Annotated in this window: 15 protein-coding genes; 14 read left to right on the top strand and 1 reads right to left on the bottom strand. The window is 65.4% G+C overall.

Going from position 1 to position 19,761, the window contains the following annotated elements; translation table 11 throughout:
• The first annotated feature begins 552 nt into the window (after positions 1–552).
• The 14 genes from ABIE51_RS13625 to ABIE51_RS13560 all read left to right on the top strand — a co-directional run bounded on the left by ABIE51_RS13625 (position 553) and on the right by ABIE51_RS13560 (position 18,958).
• Positions 553–5,157 (top strand): RHS repeat-associated core domain-containing protein, encoded by a 4,605-nt coding sequence (locus ABIE51_RS13625; RefSeq protein ID WP_192631136.1) that lies wholly within the window; start codon positions 553–555, stop codon positions 5,155–5,157.
• Positions 5,158–5,174: 17 nt separating this feature from the next.
• Complete coding sequence (locus ABIE51_RS13620; RefSeq protein ID WP_354504281.1) at positions 5,175–5,507, top strand: ribonuclease E inhibitor RraB; 333 nt, start codon at positions 5,175–5,177, stop codon at positions 5,505–5,507.
• Between the two features lie 236 nt (positions 5,508–5,743).
• Positions 5,744–9,514 (top strand): fibronectin type III domain-containing protein, encoded by a 3,771-nt coding sequence (locus ABIE51_RS13615; RefSeq protein ID WP_192631134.1) that lies wholly within the window; start codon positions 5,744–5,746, stop codon positions 9,512–9,514.
• Positions 9,493–9,945, top strand: coding sequence for a type II secretion system major pseudopilin GspG (gspG, locus tag ABIE51_RS13610; RefSeq protein WP_253335468.1), 453 nt, complete (start codon positions 9,493–9,495; stop codon positions 9,943–9,945). Before ABIE51_RS13615 ends, gspG begins: the two co-directional genes overlap by 22 nt.
• 125 nt (positions 9,946–10,070) lie before the next feature.
• Entirely contained in the window at positions 10,071–11,240 is a 1,170-nt protein-coding gene (locus ABIE51_RS13605) for a type II secretion system F family protein (RefSeq protein WP_192631133.1), read from the top strand.
• On the top strand, positions 11,237–12,925 hold the full coding sequence (locus ABIE51_RS13600) for a GspE/PulE family protein (protein WP_354504278.1): 1,689 nt from the start codon (positions 11,237–11,239) through the stop codon (positions 12,923–12,925). The genes ABIE51_RS13605 and ABIE51_RS13600 overlap by 4 nt, the downstream gene beginning before the upstream one ends.
• A gap of 4 nt (positions 12,926–12,929) precedes the next feature.
• Positions 12,930–13,688, top strand: a complete 759-nt coding sequence (locus ABIE51_RS13595; RefSeq protein WP_192631132.1) for a hypothetical protein — start codon at positions 12,930–12,932, stop codon at positions 13,686–13,688.
• Positions 13,689–13,714: 26 nt separating this feature from the next.
• The gene (locus tag ABIE51_RS13590) at positions 13,715–14,200 is read left to right on the top strand and encodes a hypothetical protein (RefSeq protein ID WP_192631131.1); all 486 of its coding nucleotides are present in this window, start codon (positions 13,715–13,717) and stop codon (positions 14,198–14,200) included.
• A 53-nt stretch (positions 14,201–14,253) separates the two neighbouring features.
• A complete protein-coding gene (locus tag ABIE51_RS13585; protein ID WP_192631130.1) occupies positions 14,254–14,751 on the top strand; it encodes a hypothetical protein in 498 nt (165 codons plus the stop codon).
• Positions 14,748–15,248: a hypothetical protein gene (locus tag ABIE51_RS13580; protein ID WP_192631129.1), complete on the top strand. Its 501-nt coding sequence runs from the start codon at positions 14,748–14,750 to the stop codon at positions 15,246–15,248. Before ABIE51_RS13585 ends, ABIE51_RS13580 begins: the two co-directional genes overlap by 4 nt.
• Positions 15,249–15,259: 11 nt before the next feature.
• Positions 15,260–17,602 (top strand): secretin GspD/PilQ domain-containing protein, encoded by a 2,343-nt coding sequence (locus ABIE51_RS13575; protein ID WP_192631128.1) that lies wholly within the window; start codon positions 15,260–15,262, stop codon positions 17,600–17,602.
• Positions 17,599–18,078 carry a type II secretion system protein gene (locus tag ABIE51_RS13570; protein WP_192631127.1) on the top strand — a complete coding sequence of 160 codons (480 nt, stop codon included), beginning with the start codon at positions 17,599–17,601 and terminating at the stop codon, positions 18,076–18,078. Before ABIE51_RS13575 ends, ABIE51_RS13570 begins: the two co-directional genes overlap by 4 nt.
• A 2-nt stretch (positions 18,079–18,080) precedes the next feature.
• Complete coding sequence (locus ABIE51_RS13565) at positions 18,081–18,455, top strand: type II secretion system protein (protein WP_192631126.1); 375 nt, start codon at positions 18,081–18,083, stop codon at positions 18,453–18,455.
• 2 nt (positions 18,456–18,457) lie between these two features.
• Positions 18,458–18,958 carry a type II secretion system protein gene (locus ABIE51_RS13560; protein WP_192631125.1) on the top strand — a complete coding sequence of 167 codons (501 nt, stop codon included), beginning with the start codon at positions 18,458–18,460 and terminating at the stop codon, positions 18,956–18,958.
• On the opposite strand, the gene ABIE51_RS13555 is transcribed toward ABIE51_RS13560, so the two are convergent.
• Positions 18,935–19,726 carry a rhodanese-like domain-containing protein gene (locus ABIE51_RS13555; RefSeq protein WP_192631124.1) on the bottom strand — a complete coding sequence of 264 codons (792 nt, stop codon included), beginning with the start codon at positions 19,724–19,726 and terminating at the stop codon, positions 18,935–18,937. The two genes, ABIE51_RS13560 and ABIE51_RS13555, sit on opposite strands and share 24 nt — an antisense overlap.
• Positions 19,727–19,761 lie beyond the last annotated feature (35 nt).

Here is a 19,761-nt window from a genome sequence, read left to right as displayed (position 1 = left end):
GCGCGTGCGCCTGCCGTATCGCGTGATCGCGCTGCGTCCGTACGGCTACTACGACGGTGCTGCTGCGCAGTCGGGTGGGGAACTGCAGGTCAACGCGTTCGCAAGAACAGCGGCCGTGAGCAGTTCGTCCGATGGGGGTGATGGTGGCGCGAGTGGCGCAGCGGGCGCGGCCAGCACTGGCGGTTCCGGCGGCGCATCGTCGTCGGCAAGCAGCACCGCCGGCAGCGTCAGTGGTACCGCGGGTTGCTATACCTACACCGCGCGCATGCCTGTCGTCTGCGAATACACGTGCGCGAACGGACAGTTGAGCAAGAACTGCGGCTCGTCGGCGAACTGGTTCTACGTCGAGCGCACGTCGTGCCCGGTGGGCACGCCGGCACCGAGCCCGGGTGGCTCCGGTGGCCCGGGCGGCGGTGGTTGGGGCGGTTCCGGCGGTCCGGGTTATGGCGGCATGCCGGGCGTGCCGCTATGCGCGAAGGGGTCGGGCGACTGCGACAACCCGAGCGGATCGGATGGCAAGGAGGGCGGCCAGTGATGCGGCCGCATGGGGACGTGTTCGCGCAGCTGCGCGAATACACGATGCAAGGGACGGGGCGGATGTTGATGAATCGTGGTCGGCAGTGGCTGGCGGTGCTTGTGTTGTTCCTGGTCGGATCGACGGCCAGCGCGCAGACGCAGTTCCAACTGGGCGGTAACGGCTGGATGGGCCTGGGCAATCGCAACGGCGACTTCTTCATCGTGCAGGACGACCTGCAGGTGAAGGTGCCGGGCGGTTACGTGCGCATCAACCGCGACTTCGACGGCAAGCAGTGGGTGTTCAACCGCCAATGGTCGGGCCTGGGACGTCCTTCGTACAACAAGGCGATGTATCCCTCGATCGGCGCGTTCTACTCCTGCACGGTCGTGGATGGGGTAAGCAGTTGCGACACCACCGCCAGCTCCGGTAGCTCCATCCAGTTCGGCAACCCCGAGAACGAAGTCCAGCAGACCCGAATCCCGAACGACCCGTACTTCGGCCGCAACGCGGACGGCAGCCCGGCGAGCGATCCGCACGCCGACCAGTTCGTTGCGCGCATGGGCGTGGGGTTCACGCGCAGCTCGGATGGCACGTCGTGGGTGAGCAGCAAGCATCCGCGCTTCGTGCTGCGGCCCCAACAAGTGCCGGCACTCCCCGTCAGCGCGGGCCCTGACGCGCATCCTTCCACTGGCAGGCCGGGGAAGGGCGGCATGGCGACCGTACAGGTCAACGGCTTCCGCTGGACCGATCGCAGCGGCGCGTGGATCGAGTACGACAACTTCGGCCGCATCACCAGCTACGGCGACCGCAACGATGTACGCGTCTGGATGCAATACGGCTCGCACGGCCAGGTCGAACGCGTCCTCGATGACAACGGCCGCACCGTGTTCACGCTGCTGTACACGGGCGGCAACGCCGACTTCATCAGTGAAGTCCGCGACCACACGCCTTTCGACGGCAGCATCCGCCGGGTGAAGTATCAGTACGACGGGGATGGCCGCCTACGCACGGTGATCGATGCGCGCGGCAACCCGACCTCGTTCGACTACGGCTCGCTCGACTCGGTGGCCTACGACTACGACGGCGGGTACGGTGCGCCGAATACCGGTGGCTCGGGCGAGCCGACCAATGCCCGCGCAACGACCACCAGCGCCGCGACCGGCTTCGTCGTCGATACGCGTCGCAAGGTGACCAAGGTCACCGACGCGGAAGGTCGCGTGACCGAAATCAGCTACGGCGTGACGGCGCGCGTGGGACGCATCAAGGCGCCGGATGGCGGCGTCACCGATTTCGACTACGGCTACGACAAGCTGAAGAAGGAGTTCAGCATAACCGCAAGGTACCCGCAGACGGACAGCGGCCGTCGTGTCGAGACCACCTATTTCGATCAGGAAGGCCGACCTTCCCGTCGCGACGTCAACGGCAAGGTGCTGATGAGCACACAGGGCAGTTGGTCGTCGTTGAGCTACATCGATGAACGCAACAACGTCACCAGGATCGACCGGAACAACTTCGACGAGGTAACCCGGGAAACCAATCCCGATGGATCGTCGGTGAGCATCAGCTATGAGGCTGCGTCGCTGGATCCGAAGGAGATCGTCGACGCAGCCGGCGTGAAAACGCGAATGGAGTACGACGGCAAGGGAAACCTGACCCGCCTGATCGTTGCGGCTGACACACCGGACGAGCAGATCACCGAGTACGAAGTAAACGCCCGAGGCGAGCCCGAAGTGGTCCGCCGCAAGGGTGGAAGCCGTCCCGATGGCGGAACCGATCCTGATGTTGTGCTCGCTTTGCGATACGACGCGAATGGCAATGCACGGGAGCTTGTCGATGGCGAGGGCAAGCTATGGCAGTACGAGTACGACGCCCAAGGCAACCTCGCACGTGCCATCGATCCGTTGGGGCACAAGTGGACGTATGGCTACGACGCTGACGGAAACTGGCTTTCGTCCACGGATCCGAATCAGCGGGAGTCCCGTTTTGAGTACGACAAGACAGGACGCCTGAAAAGCGTGGCGGATGCGCGGAAGGCCACTACCGCGCTTGAGTACGACAGCGCTGGCAGGCCGCGTGAGGTGACCGACCCAACAGGCGCTTACGAGCGCCTGAGCTTCGACCTCGCGGGGCGTTTCAAGGGAAGCGAAAACGCCTCCGGCCAGAAAGTGGCCTTCGGCTTCGATGCCTTTGACCGCCTGACGATGGTCACGGACGGCACGGGCAACATTACGCGCCTGGATTATGCCGAGCCCGATGGCACGGACAGGGGCGGGTACCTGGTCACCAAGGTGAGCTACCCGACGTGGCAGCGCCTGCTTTATTACAACAGCCGCAATTGGGCGTCCCGTTCCGTCGCAGTAGTCGATGGCACGACTCGATCGACGACCAGTACGTACGACGAACGCGGTCTTGAGACATCCCAGACCGATCCTTATGAGAAGGTCAGTGGAGCCAGCTACGACGCGCTGGGCCGCCTGCTTGAGGCGACCAATGAGCTGGGCGACAAAGTCCGCTATGCGTATGACCGGCGAGACAATCTGGTTTCGGTCACCGATGAGCTGGGGCATACCAGGCGTCTCGAGTACGACCGTCGAAACAAGCTTGTCAAGGAGACCAGTGCAGCAGGCGAGGAGACCGAATACCGCTATGACGATGCGGGCCGCCTGGCGGAAGTGAGCCGTGCGAACGGAGTTCGCATCGCACTCATGTTCGATCCTGCCGGATACCTCAAGACGCGCAAGGCATTCCGCCCCGACGGCAGCCTGGAGCAGACGCACACATTTGACTGGGATGCGGGAAATCGTCTGTCCGCATGGGCCACGGACAACGCGAGCGCCACCCTCACATACGACGACGCGGGTCGACTTCTCAGCGAGACGGTGACCGTGCGCGGCGTTGCGATGGCGCGCCACTACACCTATCACGCGAATGGACAGCTCAAGACGACCTCCGGTCCTGACGGGGTCGTGCTTGCGTACTCGTACGATGGCAACGGCGATTTCGAGAGGCTCGAGATACCGGGCGAAGGCTCGATAACGGTTTCCGGGCGCCATTGGACGGCGCCGAAGAGCGTGGTGCTTCCAGGCGGCACCGTGCAGGAGTTCGAGCTCGACGGCCTGTTGAACCAGACGCGGTTGCGGGTTCGGGGCCCCAGCCAGGCAACGCTGTTCGACCAGTCCAGCGTGTACGGCTTGCGGGATGAGGTCATTCGCCGCACCACGCAGAGTCGCGAGATAACGTATGAGTACGACGCAAGCCTTCGCCTGGTCGAAGCCAATCCAGCCGGATTCGGCACGGCCGAGAAGTTCGTCCTCGATGCCGCGTCGAACCGGACGAGCGATCAGAATGTAGAGAACACCTGGCAATACGACGAAGCGAATCGGCTGCTTGAGCGCGGCCCGTTTTCCTATGAGTACGATGCTTCGGGAAACCTCGTGCGGCGCGTCGACGGCAGGGTCCAGGAGCCGCGACGCACCACGCACTACGCTTACGACGGGTACAACCGTCTGGTCGAAGTACGTAACGGCGCAGCAGAAGTCCTCGCGCGCTACGACTACGATCCGTTCGGCTACCGCATCCGGAAGGAAGTAACTGCCGCGGCAGCGGGCCAGGTTCCCGGCATCCAGGCGGGCGTCCGGGTATACCTTCAGGCCGAGGAAGGCCTGCTCGCGGAACTGGATGCTAACGGTCAGGTCGTGCGCAGCTTCGGCTGGCTTCCCGAGCGGCCCTACGGAACCTTGCCGACGTTCATGCGTAGTGGTGGCTCGTACTACTACTACCACCACGATCCCACCGGGATGCCCCGCCTCCTGACCGACAAGGACGGTCAGATCGTCTGGCAGGCGGACTCTGTCAGTGCCTTTGGCGAGGCCAGGCCTTTCGCCGGGGCGATGATCGAGCAGCCATGGCGCCTTCCCGGGCAGTATTACGACCCGGAAACGGGTCTGCATTACAACCTGCAGCGTTACTACGACCCGACTATCGGTCGTTACATCTCCGAGGATCCGTTGGGCCTCGAAGGTGGCCTGAACCACTACGTCTACGCTTCCGCTTCGCCAACGGTGTTCATGGATCCCACGGGTGAGTTGCCCGTGTTGATTATTCCCGTCGGCGCGATGGCACGAGCGGCGGCCGCGGCCTATGCAAGGTGCTGGGCCGCCTGCATGGTGCAGAGTTCAATCGTCGACTACGTCACAAGAGGCTGCGTCGACCTCGGTGAAAACGCAAAGAACTGCGCGCTTGAGTGCCTGAACCCACTCAACTGGGGTCGCCTTCGTGGGCCGAAAATCAAGCCTCCGCGCGTAAAGCCGCCGCACATTGCCCCGAAGGCCGCCGACGACGCAGCAAAGAAGGTTGTGCCCAGCTCGAAGAAGCCCACCGGGACGTACACCAATACGCATGCAAGCGGCACGAAGTACCACGGCAAGGGAACCGAAGACCGCATGAGACAATCTGCGGCCGAGAAGGCCAAGGAGCATAATGATCCGGTGGTGGACAGCAAGCACACTCCCGCAGCGAGCGAACGCGAGGCGCTCAAGGAAGAGGACCGCCGGATTCAGGCCGATGGCGGCCCAGGCAACAACAACTACAACAAGATCAATTCGCCCGGCAGGAAGTTGCGAGAGCAAGACGGTGATTAGCGAACAAGGTGCCCATGATGACAACTGATTTTCCCAGTGATGAGAACGGCCAGGTATTGCGTCAAATGGCTGAAGGCGGCGACGATCTTTCGAAGCCGCGGAACATTGATTTCACCGTTGTACTGCCCGGTGAAAGCGAAGCGCTCGCTTTCGCCAAGCACTTTAAGGAGCAAGGATACGAGGTGAAATACCGACGATCCGACGTGGTCGAGAAGCTGCCGTGGGATGTAACGGTGGTTAAGTACATGATTCCCGACCACGGGCAGATCGACGCCTTCGAGGATGAGTTGCAGCAGAAAGCGAATGCACTCGGCGGTCGAAATGATGGGTGGGGATGCTTCGCGCAGTGAAGACGGTGGCCGCCGGCTGCGGTCTCGGGTTGGCGCATCATCGCGTATGCCTGGAGCTAGTGCCGGTCGTACGGCATGGAAGTCATCGCGCGGGGAGCCGATGACGATCGTGAAGCAACAGCGGAAGCAAGTTCAGGGGAAAGGAACTCGTGCAAAAAACAAGGAAAAGCGCCTGGGGTGCGCTTGCGTTGTGGCTTGGCCTCTTTGCGTGCGCACCCGCGCACGCGCAGGAGACCGTGTGCGCTCGCGTCAAGATCGAGATCAAGCAGGAGCTGACGCTCGAGCGGCAGGCGTTCGATGCAGAGATGCGCATCACCAATGCGCTGCCGGTGACGCCGCTGACCGAGGTGTTGGTGGAGGTCAAGGTCACGGATGAAACGGGTCTGCCGATCCCGATCACCACCGACCCCAACGACCTGAGCGCAAAGTTCTTCCTGCGGCAGACGCAGAAGCAGAATATCGACAACACCGACGGCAGCGGGCAGGTCGCCGGCGGTTCGACAGCCACGGTCAACTGGATGCTGATCCCGGCGCCTGGCGCGGCGGGCACGACGCCATTCGGCAAGCGCTACCTGGTCGGCGCGACACTGCGCTACCGCTTCGGCACCGAAACGCACGTCCTTGAACTCAACCCCGACGCGATCACGGTCAAGCCGTTGCCGTCGCTCACGCTGGACTACTTCCTGACCCGCGACGTCATCGCGGACGATCCGATGACGCCGGCCATCGAGGCGCCGGAACCCTACACGCTCGGCGTGCGCGTGAAGAACTCGGGCATGGCGCCGGCCAAGGAGCTGAAGATCGCCTCCGCGCAGCCGCGCATCGTTGAGAACGAGCAGGGGCTTGCGATCAACTTCCAGATCATCGGCAGCTACGTGCAGGATCTGCCGACGACCAACTCCCTGCTCATCAACTTCGGCGATATCCCGTCCAGCAGCAGCAAGATGGGCCGCTGGCAGATGGAGAGCAACCTCGCCGGCAAGTTCGTCGACTTCACGGCGACGTTCACGCATTCGGACGAACTGGGTGGCGCGCTGACCTCGCTGCTGCAGGCGACCAACGCACACCTGTTGCTGCGCGACGTCCGCGTCGACCTGCCGGGCCGCGACTTCGTGCGCGACTTCCTGGCACAGGACGGCACCGCGCTGAAAGTCTATGAGTCGGCCGGTCCCGACAGCGACGTCGCCGACCGCTCGAACGAGGCAGCCCTCACCGCGGCCAGCGGCAATTACCGCCTGACGCTGCCGCCGACGCAGGGCTTCTTCTACGTGCGCAAGCCCGATCCGTATCGAGGGCAGAAAGCGCTGGGCCCGGTCATGCGCGCCGACGCCAAGGCGATGGCAGTGGAAAACGTCTGGCTGTCGAAGGCGAAGAACGCCGACACCAAACAGTGGGAATACTGGTTCAACGTGTTCGACGTGAATTCGCCGGGTGCGTACGACGTCGTGTTCAACGAGCTGTCCAGCGATCCCAAGCCACCAGTGCTGCAGTTCATCCCCGATCGCGTGGTGAAGGAGGGCGATCAGATCGGCTTCCTGGTCGAAGCGTCGAGCCCGATGGGGCGCGCCGTGACGTTGGCGGCCGAACCGCTGCCGACCGGTGCGACCTTCGTCGACCAGGGCGAAGGCCTCGGCATCTTCGACTGGGTGCCCGCGGTGGGGCAGGCGGGCGAATACCTGATCAATTACCTCGCCAGCGACGGCAGCCTGACGGGCACGCGCTCGGCGAAGATCCGCGTCGAATCGAAGGAACCGCCGCCGGGCCCGGCGATCCCGGTACTGTTCGCGCCGCTGGCGGGCGCCGAAGTGCCGGCGCTGCGTCCGCAATTGCAGGTCGTGACCGGAGAAGCCAGCAACGATCCCACGCGCAGCGTGCACTTCGAGCTCTACGCCGACGCCGCAATGACCGAAAGGCTGGGCGAGGGAACCGTGCCGGAGAACACCGCCGCCGGCCAGCCGACCGGTTGGCAGCCTTCGGACGATCTCGACGACAACCGCCATTACTACTGGCGGGCGCGTGCGCTCGCCGAGGGCGAGATCAACAGCGCCTGGGTGGACGGTTCGTTCTTCGTCAATCTGTTCAACGATCCGCCGGACACCTTCAACCTGACCGCACCCGCCGCCGGCGCGCAGGTGGACACGGTGACGCCGGTACTGTCGCTGACCAACGCGCAGGATCGCGATGGCGATGCCATCACGTACGCGTTCGAGGTGTTCACCGACGCCACGCTCGCGCAGCGCCATGACGCCGTGACGAACCTCGCGCCCGATGCGAGCGGCACCACGTCCTGGATCGTGCAGGTGCCGCTGACCAACCACGCCACGTATTACTGGCGCGCGATCGCCACCGACGAGCACGGCGCGCAGACGATGACGCCGCTGCGTCCGTTCACCGTGCACACCGGCAACGCGGCACCGTCCGAGCCGACCCCGGTGAGCCCGCTCAACGGCGTGGATGTCGCCACGGCCGGGACTGCGACGCTGGTGGCCGCCAACGCGACCGATGCCGACAACGACCCGCTGACGTACCGCTTTGAAGTCGATACGGTGAACACGTTCGATTCGTCGAACCGCCGTGCATCGGACGCGGTTCCCACCGGCAGCGATGGCACCACGCGCTGGACCGCGACCGAGCTGCTGGAGAACACGCGCTACTTCTGGCGCGTGAAGGCTAGTGACGGCAGCGCTGAAAGCGCCTGGGTCGGCGGCACGTTCCGCTTGAACGCGCAGAACGAAACGCCTGCCGTCCCGGTGCCGGCGAACCCGGGCGAGGGCTCGTGGGTCTCCACGCTGCATCCGACGTTCGAGGTGCATGCCGCCCTCGATCCGGACGAAGACCCGTTGCGCTATCGCTTCGAGGTCTATCGCGATAGCGCGTTGCAGTCGCTGGTGTCCAGCGGCGTGGCGACGGGACTGTACTGGCAGTCCACGGCGGCGCTGGCCGACAAGGCCACGCATTACTGGCGCGTGCGCGCCGAAGATCCGTCCGGCGCGGCCAGCGCGTGGTCGCCGACGATGACGCTGTTCATCAGCACGGGCACGTATGTGACACCCACGATCTCGCTGACGAAGCCGGCGACGCTCGTCGACGCGCGCGACGGCAACCCGGTCATCGCGTGGGAAGGCAACGGTCCGGCGATCGAGCCGACGATCGCGCTGTATTACGACGCGACCGGGTCCGGCTACGCGGGAACGCGCATCGTCGATGGGCTGCGTCAGGATGCGGGCACGCATTCGGGCTCGTACGCATGGAATACCGCGGGCGTGCCGCCGGGCGTGTACTCGATCTACGGCGTGATCTACGACGACAAGGGCATGGGTCGCGCCTACGCACCAGGCAGGGTAGTGGTGCCCTCGCCGCAGCAGCAGGGCACCATCGTCGCTACGCCGCGCACGTCGATGAGCCTGCGCGAAGGCAAGGACACGGGTGTCATCGCGGTCAGCCTCGGCCGCGCGCCGACGGCGGCAGTGACCGTGCCGGTGAGCGTGAACGATGCGAGCGAGGCGTACGTGATGCCGCGCGAACTGGTGTTCACGCCCGCGAACTGGTCGACACCGCAGTCGGTCACGGTCGTCGCCGTGCACGACAAGGTGCAGGACGGCGACCAGCCGATCACGATCACCGTCGGCAAGGCCGCCACGTCCGATCCGGACTTCATCGGTGTCTCGGCGGCGCCAATCAACGGCACCGTGGTGAACCAGGACTTCGACATCAACATGGGCCTGGCCATCACCAGCTACCAGCTGGTGAGCAAGAAGCGGGACTGGCTGACGGGCCTGTGGACGTACCGTTATCGTCCGGTATTGACTAATATCGGTCCTCGCGTCGGCGGCGTGTTCGCGGTCGTCGACAAGGCACCGGGCTTCACCGTGCTGTGGGGGGCGCTGACATTTGGCGCGGTGGACCAGAACGAATCGGTGGTCAGCAGCCAGGACATCATCCTGGTCGGCCGGACGGACGTGGGCAACCAGCAGCCGCCGTTGTCGTGGATATTGAGGGGATGGTGATGGGCAAGGACGTGCGTCGCAACGCGGCGGGTTTCACGCTGCTGGAACTGCTGGTGGTCGTGGTGATCATCGGGGTGCTGGTGGCGTATGTGGCGCCGCGTTACTTCCAGCAGATCGGCAAGTCCGAGCGCACCGCCGCGCTCGGCCAGATCGATGCATTGCGCAAGGCGATCGATGCGTACTGGCTCGACACCGGGAACTTCCCGTCGTCCGAACAGGGCCTGTCCGCGTTGACGACGCGCCCTGAGGGCATGCCCAAGTGGAACGGGCCCTACCTGCAGGGGCGCGTACCGCCCGATCCGTGGGGCCATCCATATATCTATCGCGTGCCGGGGGTGGCAAGCGATTACGACCTGTTTTCGTACGGCAAGGACGGTCGGCCGGGCGGCGAAGGCGATGATGCCGACGTCGGTGTCGATACCGGCGGCTGACAGCGTCAATGCGCACGCGCCGGACGAGGGGGCTTCGTCCGGACGCGGCATAAGGAACGGGTAGTCGCAGTCAGGGGACAGGCGTCCGACGGACGCATGGATGAAGGTCGGTTGTGAAGCATCGGGTGCTGGTTTCCATCGGTGGGCAGTCGCAGTGGCTGGAGGTCGAGGCCGATTCGGCCGGCGCTGCCAGTGCCAAGGCGCTGCGCCAGGGTGGGCGCGTGTTGCGCATCGAACCGATACAGGAGCAGCGCGCTTCCGCGCGCGTGTCGTACTCGCCGACGGTGTTCCTGCAGGAACTGCTGACGCTGCTGCGCGCCGGGCTCAACGTGGTGGAAGCCATGGAGGCGCTGGAGCGAAAGGAGTCCAATGCCGGGTTCCGCCTCGTGCTGGGCCGCCTGCTGGGCGGCCTGCGTGAAGGCGTGCGGCTTTCGCAGGCGATGGTGCGCGAGCACCTGCTATTCCCGCCGGTGCTGATCGCCGGCGTCGCCGCGAGTGAAACCAGTGGTGGCCTGGCCGATACGCTCGAGCGTTATCTCGCGTACGAGGCGCGCATCAACCAGATCAAGCGCAAGGTCGCGGCGAGCGCGATCTACCCGCTCTTGCTGATGGCCGTCGGCGGCGCGGTGATCCTGTTCCTGATCGCCTACGTGCTGCCGAAATTCAGCGTGATCCTGGAAGGCAGCGGACGCCCGACGGGCACTGCGACCGCCATGCTGCTGAGGCTCGGGGAATCGATCCAGCAACATCCCTGGGCGGCGGGCGCCTTGCTCGCCGCGATGGCCGCCGGCGTCGCGTGGCTGGCGGGGACGGAGGCCGGTCGTCGCGTTGCGCTGGCGCAGGTCTCGCGCGTGCCCGTGCTGTCCGACATCTTCGTGACGATGGGCCTGTCGCGGCTGTACCGCACGCTCGCGTTGCTGCTCGACAGCGGCATTCCACTGGTGCAGGCGATGGACATGGCGCGTGGCATCGTGACGCCCGCGCAGTCGGCGGAACTGCTGATCGCGATGGGCCGCCTGCGCTCGGGCCAGATGTTCACCGAATCGCTCTCCGGTACCAGCCTGATTCCGCCGATCGCCGACAGCCTGTTGCGCGTGGGCGAGCGCGGCGGCGCGCTGGCGGAGATGAGCGGCAAGCTCGCCAACTTCCTAGACATCGCTCTTGACCGCAAGGTCGACACCTTCTCGCGCCTGTTCGAGCCGCTTTTAATGTCGGCCATCGGCCTGATCATCGGCGCGATCGTGCTGATGATGTACTCGCCGATCTTTGACCTGGTGGGGAGCGTCGGCCAATGAACGTCGAAACCACCGCATCGATGGAACTGCGCGTCGAACAAGTGCGCGACGTGCGCGCGCGCGCGCTCGCGGCGGGACAATCCTGGCTGCAGTTGCTGCAGGACGAGGTCGGTGCTGATCCTGCCACGTTCCTCGCGCTGCTGGGCCGGTTGTCGGGCGTCGAACCGATGCCCTCGATCGAACTCTATGCTGCGACACCGGACTTCGATGTCGCCGCGTACGTGGAATGCGCCCGGCGCGATTGCGTCGTCCTGCGCGATGGGCAGCACGGCCTCTCGCTGGTGCTGGCCGATCCATTCGCGGAAGACACCGTTCAGTGGGCGCAGTCGTCGATTACCGGTGCCTGTGCACTGCGGCTTGCGCACCTGGACGAACTGCGCGCGTACCTCGCGCAGGCAGAACAGACCGTGCGCGCGACGCAGGGCAGCGTGGGCGGACTCGGCACGGTCGATGCGGTCGGCGAGGACGAACTGCTCTCGCTGGAGAACATCGAGGCCGACGCGAGCCCCGTCGTGCGCGTGGTCAGTTCGATCCTGTACGACGCGTTGAAGCAGGAAGCATCCGACATCCACCTCAAGTCCACGCCCGCGGGCATGAACGTGAAGTTCCGCGTTGACGGCGTCCTGGTACCGGTGTCGGAAGTCAGCGGTGCGGATACCGCGCAGCGGATCGTCTCGCGCATCAAGGTGATGTCCGAGCTCGACATCGCCGAGCGCCGCGTGCCGCAGGACGGCCGCTTCCGCGTGAAGGTGCGCGACGGTCAGGTCGACTTCCGCGTCTCGATCATGCCTAGCATCCATGGCGAGGACGCCGTGCTGCGACTGCTCGATCGCAGCACGCTGACGGGCAGCCGCGACCAGATGCTGCAGCTGGCGGACCTGGACCTCGCGCCGGACGCCTTGTCGACATTGCGCCGGCTGGTCGCGCAGCCTTACGGCATGGTGCTTGTGACCGGGCCGACCGGTTCAGGCAAGACGACGACGCTGTATGCGGCGATCGACGAGATCAACAGCGGCCACGAGAACATCATCACCATCGAGGATCCGGTGGAGTACCAGTTGCCGGGCGTGCTGCAGATCCCTGTCAACGAAAAGAAGGGGCTCACGTTTGCCCGCGGCCTGCGTTCGATCCTGCGCCATGACCCCGACAAGATCATGGTCGGTGAAATCCGCGACGAGGACACCGCGCAGATCGCGGTGCAGGCAGCGCTGACGGGCCATCTGGTGCTCACGACCGTCCACGCCAACAACGTCTTCGATGTGGTCGGCCGACTGCTGCACATGGGCGTGGACCCTTACAGCATGGCATCTGCGCTGGTAGGCGTGTGGGCGCAGCGACTGCTTCGCGTGAATTGCCCGGAATGCGTCCAACCGTACCAGCCCGATGCAGATGCGCTGGCGATGTCCGGTCTGGTTGCGGACGATCTGGTCGGCAAACCGCTGCGTTGCGGACGCGGTTGCGGTCATTGCCGCGGCACCGGCTACAAGGGACGCCGCGTCGTCGCCGAGTTCCTGGTGATGAACGACACGTTGCGCGAACTCGTGGCGACGCGTGCGCCGGTGACCTCACTGCGTGCGGCCGCCTCGCATCAGGGCGGTAACAGCCTGCGTGCGGCGGCGCTCGATCTGTTCTTCCGGGGCGAAACCACCCTGGTCGAAGTCAACCGCGTCACGTTCGCGGAATAGCACCGTGCGCAGGCCTCTTCTCAATCTCTACGTCGCGAGCGCGACCTGGGCCGCCGCAAGACCCGGCGACACGCACGACCCCATTGGCGGCGAATACGACCCCAACGCGTCCGGCGGGGCCGAATGGACACGGATCGCGCAAGCGTTGTCGGCGCATTCTGGCGCAATCGGCCCCGTGCGCATCGTGTTGTCGGCGCGCCTGTGCCGCTTCCTCGTCGCGCCGTGGGTGGCCGATTGCTTCACCGGACCTTCGATCCGCGCATCGGTGCTGGCGATGTTCGAAAGCCAAGGTGTGACCGACGCCAGTCATCGCGTTGAAATCGACTGGCCAGCGTACGGTCAACCCGTGCCTGCCGTCGCGTATCCGCGTTCGCTTGTGGATATGGTGCGTACGGCACTGGAAGCCTCCGGCGGAACGATCGTGTCCACGGTCGCCAGCGTCGTGCCCGTGCTGCGGCGCCACGGGCGTGCGCTCGAAGCACTACCCGGGGCGCTGCTGGCCTACGCCGAGGACGACGGCATCACCGGCATCACGCTCGAAAGCGGTAGCCTGGTGCAGGTGGAAGCGCTTGCTTCGTGCGGCGCGGGCCTCGGCGATGTCGGCCTGTGGCTGTCGCGCAAGCGCTTCGCGTTCGCCGACGACGGCGCGCTGCACTGGCTTGGCTCGAGCCCGGCGCCGGAGGCGTTCGCAGGACGCCTGCTCGCGCTCGAAGGCGATGCGCTGGCCACGCCGGGACGCGCACTGGTGGCGGCATGCGCATGAGCCGGCTTCCCCGTATCGAATGGCGGATGTCCCGCGCGTTGCCCGGGCTGCCCGGCGTCGTGGTGCTCGCGTGCATCGCCATTGCGATCGGCGTGCTGGCTTGGCGGAATGCCGACATTCAGCGACGCCTGGCGCAACACGAACGCCTGCTGGCGAGTGCGATGACGCGACAGCTGGCAAGACCGGTGCTTCGCGAAGCTGCTGGAAGCAAACGCAGCGCGAGCGAACTGCGCCAACTGCGCGCGCAGATCGCGCTGCTCAACCGAGACTGGCTGAACCTTCTGGAAAACATCGTACCCGCCGAAGGGCAGGTGCGCCTGCTGGGCGTCGACGTGGACGCGACAACGGCGGCGGTCCGCGTCACCGGACGCGCGAGCGATCCCGCCATGGCGAACGATTACGCCAAAGGACTGCAGGCACGCGGACGTGGCCTGCATGACGTCCGCCTGCTACTGCTGGAACGCAAGAGCGATGGCGTCCATTTCGAAGTGAGCGCGCAATGGGCCGAGTAGATCCGCGCCGTCTCGTGTGGACGCTCAACCGCGGCTACCTGCGCCATGGAGCAGTGTTCGTGCTGAGCGTTGCGGGCGTTCTGGTTGCCTTCGCGCTGGCCTTGTCGCTGGCGCTAGGCACTTGGCGGTCATACCAGGCCGGACGCGCGCTTGAAGCGCGATTGCAGGAACTGCGCGCGGCGCCGCGCCCGTCCGCCGCGCGGCAGACCAGCGATACCTTGCCGTTGCCCGAAATCTCGGAACGGTTCGACATCAATCGCCGCATCCTCGACGCGCTGTCCGCCGCGGGCCTTGCGCCGCAGCAGATCCGCTTCAAGTTCGAGAACGTGGACGACGCCGGCTTTGTCCGGCAGACCGCCGTATTCACGCTGAAAGCACCGTGGGGCGAGGTCGCGAAGGCCTTGGCTGCGTTGCAGGGGGCGGATCGCTCGCTCTATATCGCCAAGCTGCACCTGGAACGCGAGCAGCCCGGCGACCCGATGGTGACGGCCGAACTGCAGGTCGCCGCGGCGCTTGTCGCGCCGACGAGCGAAGGCGGGGCCGCGCCGTGAGGCGTCATTTCCGGGCCATCGCGTACTCGCTGATCGCCGTCCTGGCGGCGCTTGTGCTATTCGGCGGCGAATCGCCGGCCGACACGACGGTGGCCGCACCAGTGCGCGTGCACGCGAACAAGTCGAACGCGCGCGCCGAACGCGCACCTGAAGGCGAGCTTCCCTCGCTGCGCCAGCGCGGCAGCGAAGCGTTCCCCGTCGCGCTATTCGCCGCCGACGCGATGGTGCCAACCGCGCCAGCGATCGCGCCGCCCGCACCGGCGCCGCCGATAGAGGCCCCGTCGGCGGACCTGAAGGTGCTGGGCTGGATGCAATCCGGCGCGGTGCCGTTCGTGTTCGTGGAATGGAACGGCACCAGCTACACGCTGCGGCAGACGGAGATTGTCGAGGAGCAGTACCGCTTCGACGAGATCGGCGGCGGCTTCGCCAGCTTCACCTATCTGCCGACGGGAGAGTCGCGGCGCTATGCCGTGAGCGATCCGGCGCTAATGGAATGATCGAGGTAAGGATGCACACACGTCACGCGCTTCGTCCTAAGGTAGTGTCGCTGCTGGCGGCTGCCGTGCTGCTGGCCGGCTGCGGCGCGGCGGGGCAGTTCCGCAAGGCCGACCGCCTGTTCAAGGACGGCGATTACGTCGAAGCCGTCGCGCAGTATGAAGCGGCCGCCCTCGCGAGTCCCGACAACGTGCGGTACCGGCAGCAGTACATGTTCAAGAAGCGCCAAGCGCTGGAGACGTTGTTCCGTGACGCTGAACGCGCTCGGCAGCAGGGCGACCTCTCGCGAGCCGAAGGCGCGTACCAGACAGCCTTGCAGATCGAATCGGGCAACAACGCGGCGCAGGAATGGCTCCGCAGACTGGCCGCGATGCGTCGCCACAACGAGGAACTGATCCGCATCGACGAGATGATCGCCGCCGGCGAACTGGATGAGGCCGAGGAACGGGTGCGCGACGTGCTGGCCGAAGCGCCGGATAACCTGCGCGCGCAGAACAGCCTGGATCGCATCCGTGGCGCTGTAGCCAAGAAGAAAGCGAGCGAGGACACGCTGTCCGAACAGTTCCGCAAGCCGGTCACGCTCGAGTTCCGCGACGTGCCGGTCAAGACGGCGTTCGAGGTGCTCTCCAACGCCTCCGGCATCAACTTCGTCTACGACCAGGACATCCGCCCGGACCTGAAGGTGACGGTGTTTCTGCGCAAGACGCCGCTGGACGAGGCGATCCGCATGATCGGCCTTTCCACCAACCTGGAAACCCGGCCACTCAACAACAACTCGGTGATGGTCTTCCCGCGCACGCCGCAGAAGATCAGCGATTACCGCCAGCTCAACATCCGCACGTTCTACCTGGCCAATGCGCAGGCCAAGACGGTGGCCGACACGCTTAAGACGATCCTCAAGAGCGAGAACCTCGTCGTCGACGAAAAGCTCAACATGCTGGTGATGCGCGACAGCCCCGACGCCATCCGGCTGGCCGAACGGCTCGTCGCGCTGCAGGACATCGGTGAGCCGGAAGTCGTGCTCGACGTCGAAGTGCTGGAGATGAAGCGCTCCTCGCTGCTCGACATGGGTATCAGCCTGCCCGACGAGATTGGCTTTTCGGTCGTCGGCCCGGGCCAGACCAACACCGCGCTGCCGATCAGCCAGCTACGCAACCTCAATTCCGATTCGATCTTCGCCACCGTGCCCAATGCGACAGTGAAGCTGCACGACGAGCGCTCGGACGCGAAAATCCTGGCCAATCCGAAGATCCGCGTGAAAAGCCGTGAGAAGGCCAGCATCCTGATCGGCGACAAGGTGCCAGTGATCACCTCGACCTCTACGTCGACCGGCTTCGTGTCGGAAACGGTCAACTATGTCGACGTCGGCCTGAAGCTCGAAGTCGAGCCGGCGGTGTACGCTGGCGACGAGGTCTCGATCAAGGTCGGCCTGGAGGTCAGCAACCTCGTGCGTGAGATCGTCACCAAGTCCGGCACGCTGTCGTACCAGATCGGTACCCGCAACGCACAGACGGTGCTGCGTTTGAAGGACGGCGAAATGCAGATCCTCGCGGGCCTGATCAACCGGGAAGATCGCACGGTCGCCAACGGCTGGCCGGGAATTTCGCGATTCCCGATCCTCAACCGCATCTTCGGTACACAGAAGAACGACTCGCAAAACACGGAGATCGTGTTGTCGATCCGTCCGCGCCTGGTACGCGGCGTTCGCCATGCAGGCCTGGACGAGATGGAGTTCGAGAGCGGCACGGCGACGAACCTGCGCGGCCGCAACGTGGCGGCGCCGACGTCGGCCGGCGAGGGCCAACCCGCTGGCGCGCCCGGCGACACAGCGACAGGCGCCGCACCTGCCGGAATCGCACCCTCCGCCATCAAGCCGGTGCAGCCCGATGCCGCCGTGCCAACGGCGTTGCCCTCGGCGCCGCCGGCGCAGGCTGCACCGTTGCCACCGTCGTCCAACGTGCTTCTGGACTGGTCCGTGCCGGGTGAAGTGCGTGCGGGCGAACAGTTCTCGGCCGTCCTCAACATCAGCGCACTGAAGGCGATCGAGCAGATCCCGGTGCTGGTTGGTTTCGATCCGAAGGTGCTGCAAGTAGTGGGCATCGAGGAAGGCATGTTCATGTCACAGGGCGGTGGTCAGAGCACGCTGACCCAGCAGGTGAACCTGTCCGATGGGAAGATCATTGCCACCGCAACCCGTCAGGGAACGGCGGTCTCGGGGCAGGGCACTCTGCTGCAGATCAACTTCAAGGCGCTGGCGCCGACGGATCGCACCGACGTACGCGTGTTGTCGGCGACGCCGTCGCCAGAACAGGTCGGGCCGGCGCGCACGGCTGCCATCGCCATCAAGGTCCGATGAACCGTTCGCGCATCGCGGGTTTCAGCTTCGTCGAGCTGATGGCCTCGCTGGCCATCATGGCGGTGCTGCTGCTCATCGCGGTGCCGGCGACGCGCATGGCGACGCAGCGCCACAAGGAAGCCGAACTGCGTTCGGCACTCGCGCAGATCCGCGGCGCGATCGACCGCTACAAGAAGGCCGCTGAACAGGGCCGCATCGAGGTCGCCAGCGGCGCCAGCGGATATCCGCCCGATCTGAGGGCCTTGGTGGAAGGCGTCGACGACATCAGCTCGCCCGACCGTCACCGCTTGTACTTCATGCGCCGGCTGCCACGCGACCCCTTCGATACTCGAAGCGAAGTGCCTCCCGAGGAAACCTGGGGCTTGCGCAGCTATGAAAGCCCGCCGGACGATCCGGCCGAGGGCGACGACGTGTTCGACGTCTACAGCCGCTCCGAGGCAGTAGCGCTCAACGGCGTGGCCTACCGGGAGTGGTAGCGATGTCGCGTCCCCGTGGCTTCAGCCTGATCGAATTGCTTGTGGTGATGGCGATCATCGCCGCGCTAGTCACCATCGCTCTGCCGCGCTACCAGGCGACGGTGCAGACGGCCCGGCTGACCGCATTGAAGGAAAACCTGCGCGTGTTGCGAACCAGCCTGGATCGCCACTTCGAGGACAGGGGCACGTACCCGGAGTCGCTGCAGGCGCTGGTGGAAGCGAAATATCTGAAGTCGGTGCCCGTCGACCCGGTCAGCGAAACCGCGCAGTCCTGGATATTGATGAGCGATCCGGATGGCGAAGTGGAAGGCGTCGTCGATGTCCGCAGCGGCGCGCAGGGAATGACGCCCGGCGGCGTGCCCTACGCGGACCTGTGACGATGCGCCGCCACGCTGGTTTCGCGTACCTGTTCCTGCTGTTCCTGCTCGCCGTGTTGGCGATATCCGCGCTGGCGCTGGGCAGCCTGCAACACTACGAGCGCGTGCGTTCAAACGAAGCCGAACTGTTGCGCATCGGCAACGAATTCCGCCGCGCGATCGTCCACTATCGCGACGCAGCGATGCCGCGCACGTATCCGCGCACGCTGGAGGATCTGCTGCTCGACGGGCGCATGGGGCGCATGCAGCGGCACCTGCGCAAGGTTTATGTCGATCCGATGACGGGCAAGCCCGAGTGGGGCCTGGTCGTGGAGCAGGGTGTCATCGTCGGCGTGCATTCGCTTTCCGAACGTGCACCACTGAAGGTCGCCGGGTTCGATCCCGAGGATGCCGATTTCGACAACGCCAAGCGCTACGCCGACTGGGTGTTCAGGGCAAGCCCGGTTCCGCCCGAACGTCGCGCGCCCGGGCAGCCGCCCTCACAGGGCGCTACAGGCGGTTGACTGCACGGGACCGGCGACGCGCTTCTGGTCCTGCCGCAAATGCGCATGGATCAGCGCGACGAGCCGGTCTGGGTCGCCGGTCCAGACCAGCGTTGGGCTGCCTTTGCCGTCCATCGACGATTCTAGGCGCGCGGTCGGTGTTGAGGCAGTGGCGACGAGTATCCTGCGCCCCGTCGCTCCCTTCGCCGCCATGCGAATGCGATGTTCGGCGAGCACCGGCGCGAAGCCATTGTCCAGCGGCACCGCGAGGCTTGCCCGGTCCGACAGTGCCGCTGCGATGTCGGCATCGGACAGTCGGCTCAATGCCACGCGTTCGGGACGCGCCTGCGCCTGCGCCCAAGCGGCAATGCCGCCATCGATGATCTTGAAGTTCCGCAGCCCCTCGTCACGCAGGCGCTTGCAGAGCAGGAACGTGTCGGACCGGAACTTGCCGCCGTCGTAGAGCACGACGTTCTCCGGCCGATCGCGCAGCAGGCGCGAGAGCTCGGCTACCGTCGCATGCTGCGCGCCGGCGAGGTGAAAGGCCAAGTAATCGGCGCGAGATCGCACGTCATAGAGCGCACGACCGGTCCCGATCGCGCGTACATCGACCAGGCAGGTGCGATCCTCTGGTGCGGCAGGCGTGCTTGGCGGCACGACGTGCGCCTGTGTCGCGGCGAGCGGGCAGGTTGCCGTTGCCACTGAAGGCATCGCGAGCAAGATAAGACCGATGGTGCCCAGCGCGGCCAGCGTTGCCGTACACGCTCTGACAAGTCCCTTGATTCGCATGAGATCCCCGGATCCATCCATGCACGCATTCTAAC

The organism is Lysobacter sp. OAE881, from assembly GCF_040546665.1.
Lineage (GTDB): Bacteria > Pseudomonadota > Gammaproteobacteria > Xanthomonadales > Xanthomonadaceae > Lysobacter_J > Lysobacter_J soli.
The sequence above is the reverse complement of the archived record's forward strand: the minus strand, read 5'-3'. Positions and strand labels throughout refer to the sequence as shown.

Coding starts and splice junctions, on each gene's coding strand:
- ABIE51_RS13620 (WP_354504281.1), top strand. CDS start 5,175: ATGACAACTGATTTTCCCAGTGATGAGAACGGCCAGGTATTGCGTCAA.
- ABIE51_RS13600 (WP_354504278.1), top strand. CDS start 11,237: ATGAACGTCGAAACCACCGCATCGATGGAACTGCGCGTCGAACAAGTG.
- ABIE51_RS13590 (WP_192631131.1), top strand. CDS start 13,715: ATGTCCCGCGCGTTGCCCGGGCTGCCCGGCGTCGTGGTGCTCGCGTGC.
- ABIE51_RS13575 (WP_192631128.1), top strand. CDS start 15,260: ATGCACACACGTCACGCGCTTCGTCCTAAGGTAGTGTCGCTGCTGGCG.
- ABIE51_RS13570 (WP_192631127.1), top strand. CDS start 17,599: ATGAACCGTTCGCGCATCGCGGGTTTCAGCTTCGTCGAGCTGATGGCC.
- ABIE51_RS13565 (WP_192631126.1), top strand. CDS start 18,081: ATGTCGCGTCCCCGTGGCTTCAGCCTGATCGAATTGCTTGTGGTGATG.
- ABIE51_RS13560 (WP_192631125.1), top strand. CDS start 18,458: ATGCGCCGCCACGCTGGTTTCGCGTACCTGTTCCTGCTGTTCCTGCTC.
- ABIE51_RS13555 (WP_192631124.1), bottom strand. CDS start 19,726: ATGCGAATCAAGGGACTTGTCAGAGCGTGTACGGCAACGCTGGCCGCG.